A 20,120-nucleotide genomic window follows, 5' to 3' on the forward strand; every position below is an offset into this window, starting at 1 on the left:
CCCCCCCCCCCCCCCCCCCCCCCCCCCCCCCCCCCCCCCCCCCCCCCCCCCCCCCCCCCCCCCCCCCCCCCCCGGGAATGGGGGTCAGGACCTGGCGCGCAGGCCCTGGAAGGTCGTGACGACGAGTGCGTCGGCGAGGTCGTCGGCGGACAGGCCGCCGTCGGGTCGGTACCACTCGGTCAGTGAGTTGACGGTGCCGAACAGCAGCCGGCTGGTGATGGCGGGGTCGACGTCGGGACGGACGTCGCCCTCCTCCTCCGCGGCGCGCACCAGGTCGGTGACGACGCGGTCGAACTGACGACGTCGCTGGAGGGCCGCCTGCTCGACCGGGGAGTTGCCGCGCACCCGCAGCAGCAGGGTGACGAACGGCAGCTCGGCGGCGAGCACGCGCACCGATCCCCGGACGACGTGCTCCAGACGGTCGATGGCCGGGCCCGTGGTGGCGCCCGGCTCCTCCGTGACGGCGAACAGCGCGTCCAGGGCCCGGTCGAGCGCGAGCCGGAGCAGCTCGACCTTGCTGGACACGTGGTGGTAGATCGCGGACTTGGTGACGCCGAGCCGCGTGGCGAGCTCCTCCATGCTGGTGGCGTCGTAGCCGCGCTCGTTGAAGACCGCGACGGCGATGTCGAGCAGGGAGTCCAGCGAGTGGCCCGGACGTCCCCGCCGCCCGGTGGTGGTGCCGGCTGCGGTCACGCGCGGTCCCGGTGGTCGTAGATCCGCTTGAGCTTGCCCATCGACCGGGCCAGGGTCTCGGGGTCGACCACCAGGACCTCGATGCTCGTCCCGACCGTGTCCTTGACCGCCTTGGCCACCTCGGCCGCGGCACCGGCCCGGCGCTCGGCCGGACAGTCGGGACGCGCCTCGATCCGGCAGGTCAGGTGGTCCATCCGGCCGCGCGTGGTCAGCTCCAGGGCGAAGTGCGGGGACAGCCCCGGGGTCCGGAGGACGATCTCCTCGATCTGGGTCGGGAAGAGGTTGACCCCGCGCAGGATGATCATGTCGTCGGTGCGGCCGGTGATCTTCTCCATCCGGCGCATGCCCGGGCGAGCGGTGCCCGGCAGCAGGCGGGTGAGGTCGCGGGTCCGGTAGCGGATGACCGGCATCGCCTCCTTGGTCAGCGAGGTGAAGACCAGCTCGCCCTGCTCGCCCTCGGGCAGCACCTCACCGGTCAGCGGGTCGATGACCTCGGGGTAGAAGTGGTCCTCCCAGATGTGCAGGCCGTCCTTGGTCTCCACGCACTCCTGCGCGACGCCCGGGCCCATGACCTCCGAGAGGCCGTAGATGTCGACGGCCTGGATGTCGAGTCGGTCCTCCATCTCGCGGCGCATCTGCTCGGTCCACGGCTCGGCGCCGAAGATGCCGATCTCGAGGGAGCTGGCCCTCGGGTCGAGGCCCTGCTTCTCGAACTCGTCGATGACGGTGAGCATGTACGAGGGCGTCACCATGATCACCCTCGGCTCGAAGTCGGTGATCAGCTGGACCTGACGCGGCGTCATGCCGCCGGAGACCGGGATGACGGTGCAGCCGAGCTTCTCCGCGCCGTAGTGGGCGCCCAGTCCGCCGGTGAACAGGCCGTAGCCGTAGGCGTTGTGCAGCTTGTCGCCGGGCCGCCCGCCGGCCGCGCGGATCGAGCGGGCCATGACGGTGGCCCAGGTGTCGATGTCCCGTTCGGTGTACCCGACGACGGTGGGACGGCCGGTCGTGCCCGACGAGGCGTGCACCCGGCGCACCTGGTCCTGCGGGACGGCGAACATGCCGAAGGGGTAGTTGTCGCGCAGGTCGGCCTTGCTGGTGGTGGGGAACCGCGCCAGGTCGGCGAGCTCCCGGCAGTCGTCCGGGTGCACGCCGGCCGCGTCGAAGGCCGCCCGGTAGTGCGGCACGTTCGCGTAGGCGTGCCGCAGGGTCCACCGCAGCCGGTCCAGCTGCAGGGCGCGCAGTTCCTCGCCGGACATCCGTTCCGCCGGGTCGAGGATGGCCGGGTCTGGGGGCGCTCCCAGGCGCCGGGTGGGCTCGCTGGTCACAGCCGTCATGGCGGAGGCCTCCGTGGTCCTGAGCGTCGTCGCCGGGCGGTCGGCGGGTCGGACCCCAAATACCGACCGGATGGTCAGGTAATGAACTCCCTCGGGGCTCGCCTGTCAAGCCCCGCGGGGACTTCCGGCTGGGGACTTGTGCGGCACGCCGGCGTCGTGCACACTCATTACCGACCATCCGGTCAGTAAATGACCGCTCGCCGTCACACCCCGAGGGGACGAGATGTCCGCGCCCACCCTGGAACGGCCCGCGCCCGACGAGACCGCCCTGCACGCGCAGTTCGACGCCACCATCGCCGCCGACCACCGCATCGAGCCGCGGGACTGGATGCCCGAGGGCTACCGCAAGACCCTCATCCGGCAGGTCGCGCAGCACGCCCACTCGGAGATCATCGGGATGCAGCCGGAGGGCGACTGGCTGCTGGCCGCGCCCAGCCTGCGGCGCAAGTCCGTCCTGCTGGCCAAGGTGCAGGACGAGGCCGGCCACGGCCTGTACCTGTACTCGGCCGCGGAGACCCTGGGCGCCGACCGCGCCGACCTCACCGACAAGCTCATCGAGGGCAAGCAGAAGTACAGCTCGATCTTCAACTACCCGACGCTCACCTATGCCGACGTCGGCGTGATCGGCTGGCTGGTCGACGGGGCGGCCATCTGCAACCAGGTGCCCCTGTGCCGCTCCTCCTACGGCCCCTACGCGCGGGCGATGATCCGGATCTGCAAGGAGGAGTCCTTCCACCAGCGGCAGGGCTACGAGCTGCTGATGACGATGATGCGCGGCACCGACGAGCAGCGGGGGATGGTGCAGGACGCCGTGGACCGGTGGTGGTGGCCGTCGCTGATGATGTTCGGCCCGCCGGACGACGACAGCCCCAACACCGCCCAGTCGATGGCCTGGGGCATCAAGCGGCACACCAACGACGAGCTGCGGCAGCGCTTCGTCGACATGAGCGTGCCGCAGGCGCAGGCCCTCGGCGTCACGCTCCCCGACCCGGACCTCACCTGGGACGCCGACAGCGGCCACTGGCGCTTCGGTGCGATCGACTGGGACGAGTTCAAGCGCGTCATCAGCGGCAGTGGCCCGATGAACGCCGTCCGCATCGCCCGCCGCCGTGCGGCGCGCGACGACAACGCCTGGGTGACCGAGGCGGCGACCGCCTACGCAGCCAAGCACGCCGCCGAGGGGCAGGCCCGATGAGCACCGACGCCAGGACGACGGCCGAGCGAGCACCGCAGGGAGCGCCAGCGACCGAGGAGCGGAACGAGGGCGGAGCCGAGCCGATGGGCACCGTCACCGCCGAGGGCGGGCACGGCGCGATCCCGACCGGCCCGGAGGTCCCGGTGCAGCCCCGGCGCCCGGTCGTGAAGCGCGACTGGCCGCTGTACGAGGTGTTCGTCCGCGGCAAGCGCGGCCTCAACCACGTGCACGTCGGCTCCCTGCACGCACCGGACGACGAGATGGCCATCGACGCCGCCCGCGACCTCTACACCCGGCGCAACGAGGGCGTGAGCATCTGGGTCGTCAGGGCCGCCGACATCACCGCGTCCAGCCCGGACGAGAAGGACCCCCTGTTCGCCCCCAGCGGCGACAAGGTCTACCGCCACCCGACGTTCTACGAGATCCCCGAGGACGTCCCCCACATGTGAGAGGACCCCCTCCCCCACCCCCTCGGACCTCGGGGGCGGGACCTGAGAGGGGGCCGTGCCAGCCGCCCGTCACGAACCCGAGGAGCGTTCTCGAGTGCACGAGGAAACCGTCTACGAGGCCCTGTCCAACGCCCACGACGACGCGGGGCACTGGGCCTTCGGCACCGGCTTCGACGAGCCGCTGGCCGGGGTCGACACCACCGTCCCCGACGGCATCGACCCCGCCGACCTGGGCGCCTACTGCCTGATGCTCGGCGACGACGCCCTCGTGCTCGCGCAGCGGCTGACGCAGTGGGTCACCAGCGCGCCGGAGCTGGAGGAGGAGGTCGCGATCGGCAACATCGGCCTCGACCTGCTCGGCCAGGCCCGGCTGCTGCTTGCCCGCGCCGGCTCGGTGGGTGTGCTCGGCCGCTCCCGCGATCTGGCCACCGGCACCATCCCGGACGAGGACGCGCTGGCCTACTTCCGCGACGCCGACGAGTTCCGCCACACCGCGCTGGTCGAGGCGCCGAACGGCGACTTCGCCCGGACGATGGTCCGGCTGCTCGTGGCCGCCTCGGTCCGGCTCGCGGTCTTCGCGCGGCTCCGCGACTCCCGCGACCCGGTGCTCGCCGCCATCGCTGCCAAGGGCGTCAAGGAGCTCACCTACCACCGCGACCACGCCGCCCGCTGGGTGCTGCGCCTCGGCGACGGCACCGCGGAGTCGCACCGCCGCGCCCAGGACGGCGTCGAGGTGGTGTGGCCGCTGCTGGCCGACCTGTTCACGGCGACCGACGTCGAGACCCGGCTGGCCGCGGCCGGCGTCGCCGTCGACCCCGCCGACGTCCGCGCCGAGGTCCGGGACGTGCTCACCCGGGTGCTCGAGCGGGCCACGCTCGCCGTGCCTGGGTGGCCCGCCGACGCACCGCCCCGGGGACGTCTCGGGCAGCACGGGCCGGAGCTGGCCGAGCTGCTGGACACCCTGCAGGGGCTGGCCCGGCAGCACCCGGCGGCGACCTGGTGACCGCCGTGAACAGCCTTTCGCGCGCGAAAGGCACCTCCGACCCGGCGGCCGGCGACCGTTCGCGCGCGGAAGTCACCCCCCGCGCCGTGGCCGAGACGGTCACCGACCCCGAGCTGCCGATGCTGACCCTCGCCGACCTCGGCGTGCTGCGCGACGTCCGCACCGACGACGACGGCACGGTCGTCGTCGAGATCACCCCCACCTACTCCGGCTGCCCGGCGATGGGCGTCATGCGCGCCGACCTGCTCCACGCGCTGCACGCGGCCGGCTTCCGCGACGTCGACGTCCGCACGGTCCTCTCCCCGGCCTGGACCAGCGACTGGGTCAGCGCCGAGGGCCGCCGCAAGCTCGCCGCCGGCGGCATCGCCCCGCCGGGGACGGCACCGGTCCAGGCTCCGGGCCCGGTCCCGCTCCAGCTCGGGCCTCCCCGCCGCACCGCCGGCTGCCCGCAGTGCGGCTCGCCCGACACCGTGGAGCAGAGCGAGTTCAGCGCCACCGCCTGCAAGGCCCTGCGCCGCTGCCGCAGCTGCGGCGAGCCGTTCGAGCACTTCAAGGAGATCTGATGACCGCGCCCGCCGAGGCCCCCGCCCGCCCCCGGCGGCGACCGCAGTTCCACCCGCTCACGGTGGCCAAGGTGGAGCGGCTGACCGACGACTCCGTCGCGGTCACCTTCGACGTCCCCGCGGAGCTGGCCGAGGACTACCGCTTCCAGCCCGGCCAGGCGCTCACCCTGCGCCGGGTCGACGGCGACCGCGACGAGCGCCGCTCCTACTCCATCTGCGCACCGGTGGGCGCCGCGCCGCGGGTCGGCGTCCGCGAGGTCCCGGGGGGCTTCTTCTCCTCCTACCTCGTGCACGAGGTGGCACCCGGCGACGCGATCGAGGTGCTGCCGCCGTCGGGCACCTTCACCGCCGACCTGTCGACGCCGGCCGACCACGTCTTCGTCGTCGCCGGCTCCGGCATCACCCCGGCGCTGTCGCTGGCCGCCAGCGTGCTGCGCGACGGCGAGTCCACGGTCACGGTCTTCTACGGCAACCGCCGCACCAACACCGTCATGTTCGCCGACGAGCTCGCCGACCTCAAGGACGCCCACGGTCCCCGCCTGCAGCTGGTGCACGTCCTCTCCCGCGAGCCGCGCGACGCCGCGCTGACCAGCGGCCGGCTCGACGGCGCCCGCCTGCGCGCCCTGGTCGAGAACCTGGTCGAGGTCGAGCGCGTGGACCACTGGTGGCTGTGCGGTCCGCACGGCATGGTCAGCGACGCGCGGGAGCTCCTCGCCGAGCTCGGGGTGCCGGCCGAGAAGCTGCACCAGGAGCTGTTCTACGTCGACGACGTCCCGCCGCAGCCGGTCCGCGGCGACGACCGGACCGTCACCGGTCCCAGCAGCCAGGTCACCGTCGTCCTCGATGGCCGCTCCACCACGCTGGCCCTCCCCAAGGACGAGACCGTGCTGGACTCCGCCCAGAAGGTGCGCTCGGACCTGCCCTTCGCCTGCAAGGGCGGGGTCTGCGGCACCTGCCGGGCGCGGGTCACCGACGGGGAGGTCGAGATGCGGCGCAACTACGCCCTCGAGCCCAAGGAGGTCGAGGCCGGCTACGTGCTGACCTGCCAGTCGGTGCCGATCTCCGACACCGTGACCGTCGACTTCGACGCCTGACGCCGATGAGTGACCGGGTCCTGCAGGTGGAGCGTCGGCGCGGGGTCGCCACGCTGACGCTCGACTCCCCCGCCAACCGCAACGCGCTCTCGCGGGCGATGCGCGCCCAGCTGCGCTCGGCCCTGACCGAGGCGATCGCCGACGACTCCGTGCGGGCCGTCGTCCTCGACCACACCGGCCGGGTGTTCTGCTCGGGGATGGACCTGGCCGAGGCCGCCGGCGGCGCCGCCCAGGACCAGGGCGTCAACGAGTTCCCGGCACTGCTGGAGATGCTCTGGGACTCACCCAAGCCGGTCGTGGCCGCCGTCCGCGGTCCCGCGCGGGCCGGCGGCGTCGGCCTGCTGGCCGCCTGCGACGTGGTGGTCGCCGCCGAGGCGGCCTCCTTCGCCTTCACCGAGGTCCGGATCGGGATCGCCCCGGCGGTCATCTCCGCCGTCGTCCTCCCGCGCATGGTGCCGAGCGTGGCGCACCGGCTGCTGCTCACCGGGGAGGTGTTCGAGGCCCCGCAGGCGCTGGCCGGCGGGCTCGTGGACCTCGTCGTCCCCGCCGAGGACGTCGACGCCTGCGTGGCCGCGCAGGTCGAGGCCCTCGGCAAGGGTGCGCCGCTGGCCCTGGCCGAGACCAAGCGGCTGCTGCGCGCGGCGCGGACCGGGCCACTGGCCGAGCGGTTCCCGGCCCTCCTGGACCTGTCCGCGCGTCTGTTCGCCGGCGAGGAGGGCCAGGAGGGCATCGCTGCCTTCCGCGAGAAGCGGCCCGCCCGCTGGGTGCCCGCGTGAGGGCCGTCCCCGTCGGTGAGTCGGCCCTCCTCGACGTGGTCGTGACGCCGGACATGACCGTCCGCTTCGACGAGCTCGGCCCGGTCCACCCGGTGTACGCGACCTACTCGATGGCCAAGCACTTCGAGGAGGCCGGCCGGAAGCTGCTGCTCCGGTACCTCGAACCCGGCGAGGCCGGGATCGGCAGCTCGCTGTCGGTCGAGCACCTGGCCCCGGCCCGGGTCGGCGATGCCGTCCGGGTGACGGCCCGGTGCGTGGAACTCCGCGGCAACCGGCTGACCTGCGAGTGCACCGCCGTCGACGCCGAGGGCCGCGTGCTCGGCCGGGGCACGACCGGCCAGGTGGTCATGAGCGAGGAGGCCGTCCAGGCCCGCATCGGCGGGCGATAGGGGCGACTCCCGGGCCGCGGGAGCCCGGGTCGTGCGTGCGGACGCCCCCGGCCCGGCGGACGGTCAGGGCGGGGGGCGTCCGAGGAGCGCGGCGAGCGTGCGCAGGCGTCCGCGCCCGACGGAGCCGGAGCGGATCGGCGAAGGCGTCAGGTGGGCGGACCACACCCTCCGCGAGCCGGTGGCGGACGCGGAGACGGTGCAGGCGGTCCGCCGCGCTGCTCTCAGGCGGCCGGACCGGTCGGGGTGGTCCTCGCGCCCTGCAGGCTCAGCCCGGCCGAGGCGAGGACCAGACCCAGCGCGGGGAGGACGACCATCGCCACCCCCACGCCGGCAGCCGCCCCGCTCCCGTGCGCCGTCCCGTGGTGTCCGGTACCCACCGCGGACAGCAGCGGGTGACCCACGAGCATCGCCGCGGACACCGCGGCGGTCTGCACCCACGTGCGACGTCGCGGCCACAGCGCGAGGTGCACGGCGCACGGCAGGCAGGCCATCCCCATCAGCAGCACCACCACGACCTGCACCGACGACGGCGCGGCGCCGGTCGCGAGGGCCAGCACGTGCACCGCCGAGGAGCCCAGAGCGACGAGGACCGCGCTCCATCGCACCAGGACCGACCACCACGTCGAGTTCGGCTTTGAGACACGGTCTTCACATATCGGGCCGCCCGCTGTAACTTGGGTCACGCCGTCTTTCTACACGCGTAGAACCAAGATTGGGAGCCCCCATGGCAGCGGACACCACCGTCAGCACCGCGATCCACCCCCTCGCCCAGCTGAGCGCCGCGGACGTCACCGCGGCCCGCGAGGTCCTCGACACCGCCGGCCTGGTGGCGGAGTCGACCCGGTTCGTCTACGTCGGCCTCGACGAACCGGACAAGGCGGCGCTGTACGACACCGACGCCGCCACCGACCGGCGGCTGCGGGTGCTGCTCCACGACGTGGCGAAGCCGAACGCCCGGGACGTCGTCGTCTCCGTGACCGACCGGGTGGTGGTCTCCGACCGGGCGCTCGATGCCGCCGCCGACGGGCAGCTGCCGGTGCTCGACGAGGAGTTCGCCCTCGTCGAGGAGGTCCTCGCGACCGACGAGCGCTGGCTGGCCGCGCTGGCCGCCCGCGGGCTCGACGTCGCCGACGTCCGGGTGGCGCCGCTGTCCGCCGGCGTCTTCGAGTACCCGGAGGAGGAAGGGCGACGGATCCTGCGCGGCCTGGCCTTCCGCCAGGACCACCCCCGCGACCACGCCTGGGCCCACCCGATCGACGGGCTGGTCGCCTACGTCGACGTGATGAACAAGACCGTGGACCAGGTCATCGACCTCGGCCCGGTCCCGGTGCCCGAGGAGTCGGGCAACTTCGACGACCCGGCGGTCACCGGCCCGCTGCGCACGACGCAGAAGCCGATCGAGATCACCCAGCCCGAGGGCCCGAGCTTCACCCTCGACGGCAACCTGCTGACCTGGGAGGGCTGGCAGCTGCGCGTCGGGTTCGACGCCCGCGAGGGGCTGACCCTGCACCAGATCGGCGTCGTCGACGGCGGCCGGCTGCGGCCGGTCATCCACCGGGCCTCGATCGCCGAGATGGTCGTCCCCTACGCCGACCCCTCCCCCGTCCGGTCGTGGCAGAACTACTTCGACACCGGCGAGTACCTGGTCGGCCGGTACGCCAACGCGCTCGAGCTCGGCTGCGACTGCCTCGGCGACATCACCTACATGGACGCCGTCATCGCCGACGAGCGCGGCAACCCCCAGGTGCTGCGCAACGCGATCTGCATGCACGAGGAGGACGTCGGCGTCCTCTGGAAGCACACCGACCTGTGGGCCGGCTCGTCGGAGACCCGCCGCCAGCGCCGCATGGTGATCAGCTTCTTCACCACGATCGGCAACTACGACTACGGCTTCTACTGGTACCTCTACCTCGACGGCACCATCGGCTTCGAGGTCAAGGCCACCGGCATCGTCTTCACCTCCGCCCACCCCGGCACCGGCTACCCGTACGCGTCCGAGATCGCCCCGGGGCTGGGCGCCCCGTTCCACCAGCACCTGTTCAGCGCCCGGCTGGACATGGCCGTCGACGGCCCGACCAACACCGTGGAGGAGCTGGACTTCGTCCGCGTCCCGATGGGCCCGGACAACCCGCGCGGCAACGCCTTCGCCCAGCAGCGGACGACGCTGCGCCGCGAGTCCGAGGCGCAGCGGATGGCCGACCAGTCGGTGGGCCGTGTCTGGCACATCAGCAACCCGACCAGCCGCAACCGCCTCGGCGACCCGGTCGCCTACGCCCTGCTGCCGGAGGGCCAGCCACCCCTGCTGGCCGACCCGGACAGCCCCATCCACCGCCGCGCCACCTTCGCCGCCAAGCACCTGTGGGTCACCGCCTACGACCCGGCCGAGCGCTACGCGGCCGGCGACTTCGTCAACCAGCACCCGGGCGGCGCCGGTCTGCCCGAGTACGTCGCCGCCGACCGGGAGCTGGAGGCGACGGACCTGGTGGTGTGGCACACCTTCGGCCTCACCCACGTCCCCCGGCCCGAGGACTGGCCGGTCATGCCCGTCGACCACACCGGTTTCCGGCTCAAGCCCGTCGGTTTCTTCGACCGCAACCCCACCCTCGACGTCCCCCCGAACGCCAGCGCCCACTGCCGCTCCCGCGCGGCCGGCGGGGAGAGCGACGTCGAGGACGGCTGCTGCCATGGCTGAGTCCGCGGTTGGGCACACTGAGGTCACCGACGACAGTCAGGAGTCCCGTGCCGAAGCTGGTGGACCGCGAGCAACGACGCCGGGAGATCCTGGAGGTCACCTGGCGGCTCATGGCCTCCCGTGGTGCGGACGCCGCGACGATGCGGGAGATCGCCCGCGAGGCCGGCTACGCCAACGGGGCGCTGGCCTACTACTTCGCCAACAAGGAAGCGCTCGTCGAGGCCGCCTACGGCTACGTCTTCGACCGGACCAACGACCGCATCCGGGAGGCGACGGCCGGGCTGCGTGGGGCGGCCGCTCTCCGGGCGTTCCTGGTCGAGGTCATGCCGACGACCGAGGTGACCCGGATGGAGGCCCGGATCGTCCTGCCCTTCTGGAGCCGCACCGTCGCCGACGAGCGCTTCGCCGAGCTCAACGACGCGGCGATGCAGCGCTGGCGCCGCGAGCTGACGGAGCTGCTGCAGCAGGCCCGCGAGGACGGCGACGTCACGGTGGCGACGCCGGACCACGTCCTGGCCGAGCAACTGCTCGCCATGGCCATGGGGCTGCAGGTGCTGGCCACGACGCCGGGAGCACCCACCCCGGCGGCGACCCAGGTCGCGATGCTGGACGCGTTCCTCGCGGGGTTCCGCGCCCGCTGAGGGCTACCGAACGAGCGGGCGGAGGAGGGTGCGCAGCCGTTCCACGCCTGCTCGTGCGCCGTCCGCGTCGTCGAGGCACACCTGCTGGAACACCAGTCCGTCGACGGCCGCGAACACGAGGTGCACCAGGCCGTCGTCCGCGTGGATGCCCGCGGCCTCCAGTTCGCCTCGCAGCGCCTGCCGATAGGCCGCGTAGACCTGCTCCACCTGCGGGCGCAGCTCCGGGCGGCGCCGGGCCTCGAGGATCAGCTCGTACTGGAACGCCTGGTCGTCGGGGTTCGCCTGGACCATCTCGACGACACCGGCGAACAGCGCGTCGAGGTCACCGCTGCCCGGGTCGGCGCTGATGGAGCCCACGCTGTTGGCCAGGGAGAACTCCAGCGCGGCCTCCAGCAGGGCGTCCCGCGAGCCGAAGTGGTGCGCGACGAGCCCGTGGGCGACACCCGCCTCCTGCGCCACGGACCGGTAGGTCAGGTGCCGTAGCCCCCGGGTGGCGACCACGTGCACGGCGGCCGCCAGCAGCGCCCGCCGCCCCTCTCCGTAGCCCGGTGCCGGCCGTGCGGCGATCGCCGCGGTCTCGGTTCCTGTCATGTCGCCCCGTTCCTCGGTGGGTCGACCGTACGCACGGACGGGCACGCCCACGGCCGCGACCCGGTCGGACCCGGCCCGACCGGTAGAAAGCACAACTGACCACTTGACCAGTTCCTCGGTCACAGGCATCCTCTGTGTCAGCGGTCACAACTGTCCGTATGGATAGTTCTGACCGAGCGCCCAGATCGCAGTCCGTCGTCCCATCGGGCACGACGTCTCCTCCCGCGGCCGCGGTCCTCGTACCGCCGCGCCCGGATCCCGCCATCCCTCGGAGCGACCATGTCCCAGGCCACGCACACCCCCACCCCGCCCGTCGACGAACGGGGCGGCAACCGCCAGCTCAAGCGCGGCGCCATCGGCGTCGTCGGCATCCTCTTCTTCGTCCTGTCGGCCCAGGCGCCGTTGACCGGCATCGGCGGCGCCCTGCCGCTGGCCGTGGCGCTGGGCAACGGCGCGGGTGCGCCGGCTGCGTACCTGGTCGTCGGCCTGGTCATCGCGCTCTTCGCGGTGGGGTTCATCGCGATGAGCAGGCACATCACCGCCGAGGGCGCCTTCTACGCCTACATCGGCCGCGGGCTCGGCCGGCGTCTCGGCACCGGGTCGGCGCTGTTGGCGCTGTGGTCCTACAACACCGTGCAGGCCTGCATGTACGGCCTGTACGGGGTCATCGTGTCCTCCCTGGCCGACACCCACCTGGGCGTGGCCCCGCCGTGGTGGGCGTGCGCACTGGTCACGATGGCCGTGGTCCAGGTGCTCGGGTCGCTGAACATCGAGCTCGGCGCCCGGTTCCTGGCCCTCCTCGTCGCCGGGGAGATGGGGATCCTGCTGGCCTTCGCCCTGGTCACCCTGGTCACTGGCGGCGGGCCCCAGGGGCTGGACCCGAGCGCCAGCTTCTCGCCGTCGGCGCTGCTGGCCGGCGCCCCCGGCATCGCGCTGACCTTCGGCATCGCGTCGATGTTCGGCTTCGAGTCCACCGCCATCTACTCGGCCGAGGCGAAGGACCCCGCGCGCACCGTCCCGCGGGCCACCTACCTGGCCGTCGGCACCATCGCGCTGTTCTTCGCCTTCGTCTCCTGGATGGTGGTCAGCTCCTACGGCGCCGACCAGGTGGTCGCCGCCGCCGGCAGCGCGCTGGAGTCCGGGGACGGCACGGTGCTGCTGTTCGCGGCCATCTCCGACGCCCTGGGCCCGTGGGCGGCCGAGGTCGGCGGCGTCCTGCTGGCGACCTCGCTGCTGGCCGGGATCCTCGCCTTCCACAACGCCTCCAACCGGTACGTGCACTCGCTGGGTGGGGGCGGGGCGCTGCCGGCCGGGGTCTCCCGCACCACGCGCCAGGGCGCGCCGTTCGTCGCCAGCGGACTGCAGACGGTGCTCGCCCTGCTGCTGGTCATGCCGTTCGCTGTGCTCGGTCTGGACCCGGTGCTCACGCTGTTCGCCTGGTTCAGCGGCGTCGCCGTCCTCGGCCTGGTGGTCCTGTACCTCCTCACGTCGATCTCGGTGGTCGTCTTCTTCCGACGCACCCGGCTGGACACCCGGCCGTGGCAGACGCTCGTCGCACCGGCCCTCGCCGCGGTGCTGATCGCCGCGCTGGCCGCGCTGGTGCTGACCTACTTCACCCTGCTGATCGGGGGCTCCCTGGGCACCGCGGTGCCGCTGGTCCTCTCCGTCCCGCTGGTGCTGCTCGTCGGCGTGGCCCTGGAGTCCCTGCGCCGGCGCCCGGCGGACGACGAACCGCCGGTCGTCCGCACGCGCGACGCCGACCCCGCGCCGGCCACCCCCACCGTCTGACCACACCCGGCACTGCCGCAAGGAGCGACATGTCCACCTCGCACGACACCGACGTCATCGTGGTCGGCGCCGGCTTCGCCGGGATCACCGCCGCCCGCGAGCTGCGCCGGCAGGGGCACCGGGTGCTGGTGCTGGAGGCCCGCGACCGCATCGGCGGCCGCACCTGGACCGACACCCGGCTCGGCCGCGACCTGGAGATGGGCGGCACCTGGGTCCACTGGATCCAGCCGCACACCTGGGCCGAGCTGACCCGCTACGGCATCGGCGTGACCCCCTCCCCCACGCCGGTCACGGGCTACTGGCTCAGCAGCGGCACGGTGCACAGCGGCACCGCCGACGAGCTGCTCGGGCTGATCGACCGCGGCATGGCCGGCAGCACGGAGGAGGCGCTCACCTACTTCCCGCAGCCGTACCAACCGCTGCTCAACGGCGACCGGCTCGCGGAGGTCGACGGCCTGACCATCCGGCAGAAGCTGGAGCAGCTCGGCCTCGGCCCCGAGGAGTTCGACGCCGTGGAGGGGATGTGGGCGACCAACTTCAGCGGCCGCACCGAGGACGGCGGCTACGCCCAGGGCCTGCGCTGGTGCGCCCTGGCCGGCGGCAGCTGGCAGCTGATGTTCGAGGCCTGCGCCACCTACAAGGTCGTCGGCGGGACCCGCGGCCTGATCGAGGCGATGGCCGCGGACGCCGGGGTGGAGATCCGCACCCGTACCCGGGTGACATCGGTCGCCCAGGACGACGCCGGCGCGACGGTCACCCTGGAGGACGGCTCGACCCTCACCGCGGGCGCCGTCGTCGTGACCCTGCCGCTGAACGTGCTCGCCTCGGTGGCGTTCGACCCGCCGCTGTCGGAGGGCAAACGGCGGGCCGCCCACCGAGGCCAGGCCTCCCAGGGCGTCAAGGTGTGGGCGCGGCTGCGCGGCGAGTACGAGCCCTTCGTCGCCCTCGCCCCCGGGTCGGCACCCCTGACGCTGTGCCAGGTCGAGTCCGTCGCCGACGGCGAGACCCTCGTGGTCGCGTTCGGCTCGGTGAGCGAGCGGCTCGACGGCACCGACCCCGCCGCCGTCCAGGAGGCGCTGCGTACCTGGCTGCCCGACGTCGAGGTGCTCGAGGTCGCCGGCCACGACTGGGTCGCCGACGAGCTCTCCGGTGAGACGTGGCCCATGCAGCGCGCCGGGCAGCTGACCGCAGCGCTGGCGGAGCTGCAGCGCCGGGAGGGGCGCGTGGTGCTCGCGGGCTCCGACTACGCCGACGGCTGGGCCGGCTTCATCGACGGCGCCATCGAGAGCGGCATGCGCGCCGGCCGCGCGGTGCACGCCCTGCTGACCTCGGCCGACGCGCTCGGCCCGGTGGACGAGACAACCCTCGTCCGGTCCTGATCCCCACGATGCGAAGGAGCACCCCGTGAAGCAGCACCTCGTCGAGTTCGTCCACCTCCGTGTCCACGACGGCCAGGAGGAGGAGTTCCTCGCCAGCCGCCCCGGCGCCGTCGCTGCCGTCGCCGCCGCGATCCCCGGCTTCGTCGCGGCACCCGTCATCGCGAAGCGCGAGGACGGCACCTGGACCGACGTCTGGGTCTACGACAGCGTCGAGCAGGCCGAGGCGGCCAACGCGAAGGCCGCCGGCATGCCGGAGTTCGGCCGGATGGCCGCGGTCAGCGAGGTCGTCTCGATCGACATGGCGTGGATGCCCGTCGCCTGATCTCCCTGGCACCACCGGCGCCCGGGCCCCGAGGACCCCCTCGGGCCGCCCGGGCGCCGGCACACCAGGGCACGGGTGCGCCCATCGGCCCACGGCCCGCTGGACCCAGGCCCTCGACCCCCTTGTGCCGACCATCACAAACCCGTACCGTTAGACCAGTAAGAGAACAGCTGATTCGTTTAACGAACAGCCACCGACCTGGAGACCTCCTCATGGCAGCCAAGCCCTTCGCCTCCTCCGCCGACCTCGGCGTCAAGGAGCAGACCCTCGAGGTGCTCGCCGACGGCGTGTACGCCCTGACCGCGGAGGGCGACCCCAACCTGGGCGCCATCGAGGGCGAGGACTTCCTCGTCTGCTTCGAGGCGCTGGCCACCCCCGTCGCCGCCCGCCGCTGGCTGGCCAAGCTGCGCCAGCACACCGACAAGCCGGTCCGCTACCTCGTGCTCAGCCACTACCACGCCGTCCGCGTGCTCGGCGCCAGCGCGTTCGACGCCGAGGTGATCGTCAGCTCCGAGCAGACCAAGCACCTCATCGAGGAGCGCGGCCAGCAGGACTGGGAGAGCGAGTACGGCCGGATGCCGCGGCTGTTCGAGGAGCCGGAGTCCATCCCCGGTCTGACCTGGCCGACGATGACGTTCCGCGACAGGCTGACCATCGAGCTCGGCGGCGACCGCGGCGAGCTGGTGCTGGAGTTCCTCGGCCGCGGGCACACCGAGGGCGACATCGTCGCCTGGCTGCCCAAGCAGGAGATCGTCTTCGCCGGCGACCTCGTCGAGTCCCAGGCCGCGCTCTACACCGGCGACGCGTTCCACTTCGACTGGGCCGCCGGCACCCTCGACCGGGTCAAGGCCCTGGGCGCGCGGCAGCTCGTCGGCGGGCGGGGGAAGATCGCGCGCGGCCGTGACGAGGTCGACGCCGCGATCGAGCAGACCCGCGACTTCCTGCTCACCATGCAGCGCACCGTCGGAGAGGCGCACCGCTCGGGCGGCACCCTCAAGGACGCGTTCGCCGCCACCCACGCCGCGCTCGCCCCGCAGTACGGCCAGTGGCCGATCTTCGAGCACTGCCTGCCCTTCGACGTCCAGCGGCTGTGGGACGAGTTCTCCGGCATCGAGCGCCCCGTGATCTGGACCGCCGAGCGCGACCGCCAGGTCTGGGACGAGCTGCAGGGATGAGGCCCCCGATGACCGCTCCCGCACCCGTGCTGGTCCTGGGCGCCGGCCCGGTCGGCCAGACCACCGCACTGCTGCTGGCCCGCTGGGGCCTGCCCGTCGTCGTCCTCGACGGCCGCGACGAGCGCGACGTGATCGGCAGCAAGGCCATCTGCCAGCAGCGCGACGTCCTCGACGTCTGGGACGCCGTCGGCGTCGGCGCGGAGGTCGCCCGCCGCGGGGTCACCTGGACCACCGCCCGCACCTTCCACCGCGACACCGAGCTGTTCAGCTTCCGCTTCGCCGACCGCGGGAAGTCCCCGTTCCCGCCCTTCGTCAACATCTCCCAGTGCGAGACCGAGCGGCTGCTCGACGAGCGCATCACCGACGAGCCGCTGGTCGAGGTCCGCTGGGGACACCGGGTCACCGGCATCGAGCAGGACGGCTCCGGGGTGTCGGTCACCTGCGCGAACGGCGAGACGGTCCGCGGGTCCTACGCCGTCGCCTGTGCGGGCCCCCGCAGCGACGCCCTGCGGTCGGCCCTCGGGCTGACGTTCGAGGGCGAGACCTTCGACGACCACTTCCTCATCTGCGACATCCGGACCGATCTGCCCGGCTGGGAGACCGAGCGCCGGTTCTACTTCGACCCGGAGTGGAACCCCGGCCGCCAGGTGCTCATCCACCCGTGCCCGGACTCGACCTTCCGGATCGACTGGCAGGTGCCGCCGGACTTCGACCTGGCCGCCGAGGAGGCCTCCGGGGGCCTCGACCGGCGGATCCGCCAGGTCATCGGCGACCGCCCCTACGAGGTCGTGTGGAAGTCGGTCTACCGCTTCCACTCCCGGGTGGTGGACCGCATGCGGGTCGGCCGCGTGCTCGTGGCCGGCGACGCGGCGCACCTCGTCTCCCCCTTCGGGGCCCGCGGCCTGAACTCCGGGGTCCTGGACGCCGAGAACGCCGCCTGGAAGATCGCGTTCGTCCTCCGCGGCCGGGCCCCGGAGTCGCTGCTGGACAGCTACCACGACGAGCGGCACGCCGCGGCGCTGGAGAACATCGAGGTCACCGGCGCGACCATGCGCTTCCTCGTGCCGCGCAGCGAGGAGGAGGCCCGCCGCCGCCTCGACGTCCTGGAACGGGCCGCCACCGACGAGCAGGCCCGGGCGGAGGTCGACTCCGGCCGGCTCGCCGAGCCGTTCTGGTACGTCGACTCCCCGCTGACCACCCCAGACCCGGCGCGCCCCTTCCCCGGCCGGCCGGCCCGGGGCGACGTCCCGGTCCCCGCACCCGGCGTGCTGGTGCCCGACTGCCCGGTCACCGTGCCCGGCCGGCCGGACGTCGTCCGGCTCCGCCAGCTCGCCCGCGAGGGCGTGACCGTGCTGCTCGGCGACGACGCCGCGCTCCCCCACCTGCCCGACCTCGGCGGCCTGCCGGTGGGCGTGCACCGGATCCGTGACCTGGACGCCGGCGGCCTCCTCCGCGCGGCGCTGGGCGCCCGGCCCGACGAGGTCTGGGTGCTCCGCCCCGACGCGCACGTCGCCGCCGTCCTCACCCGCTCCGCCGACGTCACCCCCGCGGTGGCCCGGTTGCTCGCCCGTCCCCAGAAGGACCCCCGTGCCCCCCACCGCTCGCAGGCTCGCGGCGGGACCCTGCACGACGGCCTGGCGGTCGTCTAACCGAAGGAGTCATCCCCATGGCGTTCTACCGGCAGGTGGGCGAGGTCCCACCGAAGCGGCACACCCAGTTCCGTCGTCCCGACGGCGGCCTGTACTACGAGGAGCTGGTGGGCGAGGAGGGCTTCTCGTCGGACTCCTCGCTGCTGTACCACCGTGGCGTCCCGTCGGCGATCGTCGACGCCCGCCCGTGGCAGCTGCCCGACCAGACCCTGACGCCGAACGCGCCGCTGGTGCCGCGGCACCTGAAGCTGCACGACCTGTTCCCGGGTGAGGAGCACAAGGCGACCGACGCGGTCACCGGCCGCCGGCTGGTGCTGGGCAACGCCGACGTCCGCATCTCCTACGCGGTCAGCAGCCTGCCCAGCCCGTACTACCGCAACGCCACCGGCGACGAGTGCGTCTACGTCGAGCGCGGCACCGCCACGGTGGAGACCACCTTCGGCACGCTGCAGGTGGGTCAGGGCGACTACGTGGTCATCCCGCGGACCACCACCCACCGCTGGATCCCCACCGGCACCGAGCCGCTGCGCACCTACGCGATCGAGGCCAACTCCCACATCGCCCCGCCCAAGCGGTACCTGTCGAAGTACGGGCAGTTCCTGGAGCACGCCCCGTACTGCGAGCGCGACCTGCGCGGACCGACCGGCCCGCTGCTGGCCGAGGGCACCGACGTCGAGGTGTACGTGAAGCACCGCGGCACCGGCCCGGGGGGGCTGGCCGGCACGGTGCACGTGCTGCCGGAGCACCCGTTCGACGTGGTCGGCTGGGACGGGCACCTCTACCCGTACGCGTTCAACATCGCCGACTACGAGCCGATCACCGGCCGGATCCACCAGCCCCCGCCCGTGCACCAGGTCTTCGAGGGCTCCAACTTCGTCATCTGCAACTTCGTGCCCAGGAAGGTCGACTACCACCCGCTGGCGGTGCCGGTGCCCTACTACCACTCCAACGTCGACTCCGACGAGATCATGTTCTACGTCGACGGCGACTACGAGGCCCGCAAGGGCTCGGGCATCGGCAAGGGCTCGATCTCGGTGCACCCCGGCGGGCACTCCCACGGCCCGCAGCCCGGTGCGGTGGAGCGGTCCCTGGGCGTGGAGTACTTCGACGAGCTGGCGGTCATGGTCGACACCTTCCGGCCGCTGGACCTCGGCGAGGCCGGTACCGCCGTCGACGACGGGCGCTACGCCTGGACCTGGTCGGGGCGGGGGCCGTCGGCGTGAGGGCGCTGTTCACCCGGCTGTTCGACGACGCGGCGCTGTTCCCGCCCGGGGACGCGCCGATGGCCGCCGCCGTCCCCGCCCACCGCGAGCTGGGGGAGCGGCTGGGCGACCTGGTCGGGCCGTTCGTGGTGCCGGCCGCCCGGCTCGGCGAGCTCGCCGACCACCTGGGCGACGGCGGGCCGGTCGACGTCTCGCTGATCGCGGCGGCCGGCGACCTGCCGGCCGCCGCGGCCCGGGTCGCCACCCACCCGGGGCTGACCCTGGCCGCCGTCGAGGTCCCGGTCGTCGCCGACGCCGTGGCGGCCCGCGAGGCGGTCCGGGTGCTGGATGGCGTCCTGCCCGCGGGCGTGCCGGCGGCGGTGGAGCTGCCCCGCGGCGCCGCCCGGGACGAGGTGCTCGACGTCCTCACCGGCAGCGGCCACCGCGCCAAGCTGCGCACCGGCGGCGTGCGCGCCGCGCTGTTCCCCTCGCCGGAGGAGCTCGCGGGGACCCTGACCGACTGCGTCACGCGCGATGTGGCGCTCAAGTGCACCGCCGGGCTGCACCACGCGGTGCGGCACACCGACCCGGCCACCGGGTTCGTCCACCACGGCTTCCTCAACGTCCTGCTGGCGGTCGACGCGCTCGTCACGCAGACGTCGACGCCGACCGCCTGGCTGACCGAGACCGACCCCGGAGCGGTGGTTGCCGCGCTGCGGACGTGGCCCGCCGAGCGCGCCGCCCGGGCCCGCGCCGTCTTCACCTCCTTCGGCACCTGCAGCGTGCTCGAGCCGGTCGACGACCTCGTCGCCCTGGGCCTGCTGCCCGCACCGGAACGGATCCCCGCATGAGCTGGCTCGACATCCCCTCCGACAGCGGCTTCGGGCTGGACAACCTGCCCTACGGCGTCTTCTCCACCCCCGGCACCGCGCCCCGCACCGGGGTGGCCATCGGCGACGCCGTCCTGGACCTGGCCGCGGTCACCGGGGACGACGTGCACGCCACCGGCTCGCTCAACGCGTTCATGGCCCGCGGGCCGCAGGCGTGGGCGGGGGGGGGGGGGGCGCGCACCCCCCCGCCCACACCCCCCCCCCCCCCCCCCCCCGCCGCCCGGTCTTCAGCTTCAAGGCCCGGCAGCGGCTCGACGTCGCCGCCGAGCACGACGTCTTCGACGAGTACGGC

At 73.5% G+C, this 20,120-nt stretch carries 20 protein-coding genes and 1 pseudogene; 17 read left to right on the forward strand and 4 right to left on the reverse strand.

The genetic code is table 11. From position 1 onward, the window contains the following. Positions 1 to 84: 84 nt before the first annotated feature. Together ACI78Z_RS22875 and paaK are read right to left on the reverse strand one after the other, a co-directional pair. Positions 85 to 693 carry a TetR/AcrR family transcriptional regulator gene (locus tag ACI78Z_RS22875; RefSeq protein WP_457038833.1) on the reverse strand — a complete coding sequence of 203 codons (609 nt, stop codon included), beginning with the start codon at positions 691 to 693 and terminating at the stop codon, positions 85 to 87. Then, positions 690 to 2,030 (reverse strand): phenylacetate--CoA ligase PaaK, encoded by a 1,341-nt coding sequence (gene paaK, locus ACI78Z_RS22880; RefSeq protein WP_457038834.1) that lies wholly within the window; start codon positions 2,028 to 2,030, stop codon positions 690 to 692. Before paaK ends, ACI78Z_RS22875 begins: the two co-directional genes overlap by 4 nt. 223 nt (positions 2,031 to 2,253) lie before the next feature. Here paaK and paaA point away from each other — a divergent pair, with 223 nt between their 5' ends. From paaA to ACI78Z_RS22915, 7 genes are all read left to right on the forward strand, one after another. Continuing rightward, entirely contained in the window at positions 2,254 to 3,225 is a 972-nt protein-coding gene (gene paaA / locus ACI78Z_RS22885) for a 1,2-phenylacetyl-CoA epoxidase subunit PaaA (protein ID WP_457038835.1), read from the forward strand. Then, a complete protein-coding gene (paaB, locus tag ACI78Z_RS22890) occupies positions 3,222 to 3,674 on the forward strand; it encodes a 1,2-phenylacetyl-CoA epoxidase subunit PaaB (RefSeq protein ID WP_457038836.1) in 453 nt (150 codons plus the stop codon). The genes paaA and paaB overlap by 4 nt, the downstream gene beginning before the upstream one ends. 94 nt (positions 3,675 to 3,768) lie before the next feature. Beyond that, positions 3,769 to 4,677 carry a 1,2-phenylacetyl-CoA epoxidase subunit PaaC gene (paaC, locus tag ACI78Z_RS22895; protein WP_457038837.1) on the forward strand — a complete coding sequence of 303 codons (909 nt, stop codon included), beginning with the start codon at positions 3,769 to 3,771 and terminating at the stop codon, positions 4,675 to 4,677. Between the two features lie 5 nt (positions 4,678 to 4,682). Further along, positions 4,683 to 5,240 (forward strand): 1,2-phenylacetyl-CoA epoxidase subunit PaaD, encoded by a 558-nt coding sequence (gene paaD, locus ACI78Z_RS22900; protein ID WP_457038838.1) that lies wholly within the window; start codon positions 4,683 to 4,685, stop codon positions 5,238 to 5,240. After that, positions 5,240 to 6,334, forward strand: a complete 1,095-nt coding sequence (gene paaE / locus ACI78Z_RS22905; RefSeq protein WP_457038839.1) for a 1,2-phenylacetyl-CoA epoxidase subunit PaaE — start codon at positions 5,240 to 5,242, stop codon at positions 6,332 to 6,334. Before paaD ends, paaE begins: the two co-directional genes overlap by 1 nt. A gap of 5 nt (positions 6,335 to 6,339) precedes the next feature. After that, the gene (locus tag ACI78Z_RS22910) at positions 6,340 to 7,110 is read left to right on the forward strand and encodes an enoyl-CoA hydratase-related protein (protein WP_457038840.1); all 771 of its coding nucleotides are present in this window, start codon (positions 6,340 to 6,342) and stop codon (positions 7,108 to 7,110) included. Next, positions 7,107 to 7,499, forward strand: coding sequence for a thioesterase family protein (locus ACI78Z_RS22915; RefSeq protein ID WP_457038841.1), 393 nt, complete (start codon positions 7,107 to 7,109; stop codon positions 7,497 to 7,499). The genes ACI78Z_RS22910 and ACI78Z_RS22915 overlap by 4 nt, the downstream gene beginning before the upstream one ends. Before the next feature lie 221 nt (positions 7,500 to 7,720). On the opposite strand, the gene ACI78Z_RS22920 is transcribed toward ACI78Z_RS22915, so the two are convergent. Next, positions 7,721 to 8,104: a hypothetical protein gene (locus ACI78Z_RS22920; protein ID WP_457038842.1), complete on the reverse strand. Its 384-nt coding sequence runs from the start codon at positions 8,102 to 8,104 to the stop codon at positions 7,721 to 7,723. Positions 8,105 to 8,223: 119 nt separating this feature from the next. Here ACI78Z_RS22920 and ACI78Z_RS22925 point away from each other — a divergent pair, with 119 nt between their 5' ends. Both ACI78Z_RS22925 and ACI78Z_RS22930 read left to right on the forward strand, forming a co-directional pair. Continuing rightward, the gene (locus ACI78Z_RS22925) at positions 8,224 to 10,191 is read left to right on the forward strand and encodes a primary-amine oxidase (RefSeq protein WP_457038843.1); all 1,968 of its coding nucleotides are present in this window, start codon (positions 8,224 to 8,226) and stop codon (positions 10,189 to 10,191) included. A 47-nt stretch (positions 10,192 to 10,238) separates the two neighbouring features. Beyond that, complete coding sequence (locus ACI78Z_RS22930) at positions 10,239 to 10,832, forward strand: TetR/AcrR family transcriptional regulator (protein ID WP_457038844.1); 594 nt, start codon at positions 10,239 to 10,241, stop codon at positions 10,830 to 10,832. A gap of 3 nt (positions 10,833 to 10,835) precedes the next feature. On the opposite strand, the gene ACI78Z_RS22935 is transcribed toward ACI78Z_RS22930, so the two are convergent. Next, on the reverse strand, positions 10,836 to 11,423 hold the full coding sequence (locus ACI78Z_RS22935; protein ID WP_457038845.1) for a TetR/AcrR family transcriptional regulator: 588 nt from the start codon (positions 11,421 to 11,423) through the stop codon (positions 10,836 to 10,838). Between the two features lie 279 nt (positions 11,424 to 11,702). Here ACI78Z_RS22935 and ACI78Z_RS22940 point away from each other — a divergent pair, with 279 nt between their 5' ends. The 8 genes and pseudogenes from ACI78Z_RS22940 to ACI78Z_RS22975 all read left to right on the forward strand — a co-directional run. After that, positions 11,703 to 13,211, forward strand: a complete 1,509-nt coding sequence (locus ACI78Z_RS22940) for an APC family permease (protein ID WP_457038846.1) — start codon at positions 11,703 to 11,705, stop codon at positions 13,209 to 13,211. A 29-nt stretch (positions 13,212 to 13,240) separates the two neighbouring features. Then, entirely contained in the window at positions 13,241 to 14,590 is a 1,350-nt protein-coding gene (locus ACI78Z_RS22945; protein WP_457038847.1) for a flavin monoamine oxidase family protein, read from the forward strand. 25 nt (positions 14,591 to 14,615) lie between these two features. After that, positions 14,616 to 14,912, forward strand: a complete 297-nt coding sequence (locus ACI78Z_RS22950) for a hypothetical protein (RefSeq protein WP_457038848.1) — start codon at positions 14,616 to 14,618, stop codon at positions 14,910 to 14,912. A gap of 212 nt (positions 14,913 to 15,124) precedes the next feature. Continuing rightward, positions 15,125 to 16,087 (forward strand): MBL fold metallo-hydrolase, encoded by a 963-nt coding sequence (locus ACI78Z_RS22955; protein WP_457038849.1) that lies wholly within the window; start codon positions 15,125 to 15,127, stop codon positions 16,085 to 16,087. An 8-nt stretch (positions 16,088 to 16,095) separates the two neighbouring features. Continuing rightward, positions 16,096 to 17,736 (forward strand): FAD-dependent monooxygenase, encoded by a 1,641-nt coding sequence (locus tag ACI78Z_RS22960; RefSeq protein WP_457038850.1) that lies wholly within the window; start codon positions 16,096 to 16,098, stop codon positions 17,734 to 17,736. Positions 17,737 to 17,753: 17 nt separating this feature from the next. Further along, complete coding sequence (locus tag ACI78Z_RS22965; RefSeq protein WP_457038851.1) at positions 17,754 to 18,959, forward strand: cupin domain-containing protein; 1,206 nt, start codon at positions 17,754 to 17,756, stop codon at positions 18,957 to 18,959. Next, positions 18,956 to 19,789: a hypothetical protein gene (locus ACI78Z_RS22970; protein WP_457038852.1), complete on the forward strand. Its 834-nt coding sequence runs from the start codon at positions 18,956 to 18,958 to the stop codon at positions 19,787 to 19,789. The genes ACI78Z_RS22965 and ACI78Z_RS22970 overlap by 4 nt, the downstream gene beginning before the upstream one ends. Continuing rightward, positions 19,786 to 20,120: pseudogene (locus ACI78Z_RS22975) on the forward strand (hypothetical protein); the annotation flags it as partial. The gene ACI78Z_RS22970 and the pseudogene ACI78Z_RS22975, both read left to right, overlap by 4 nt.

The organism is Geodermatophilus sp. SYSU D01176 (assembly GCF_054050015.1).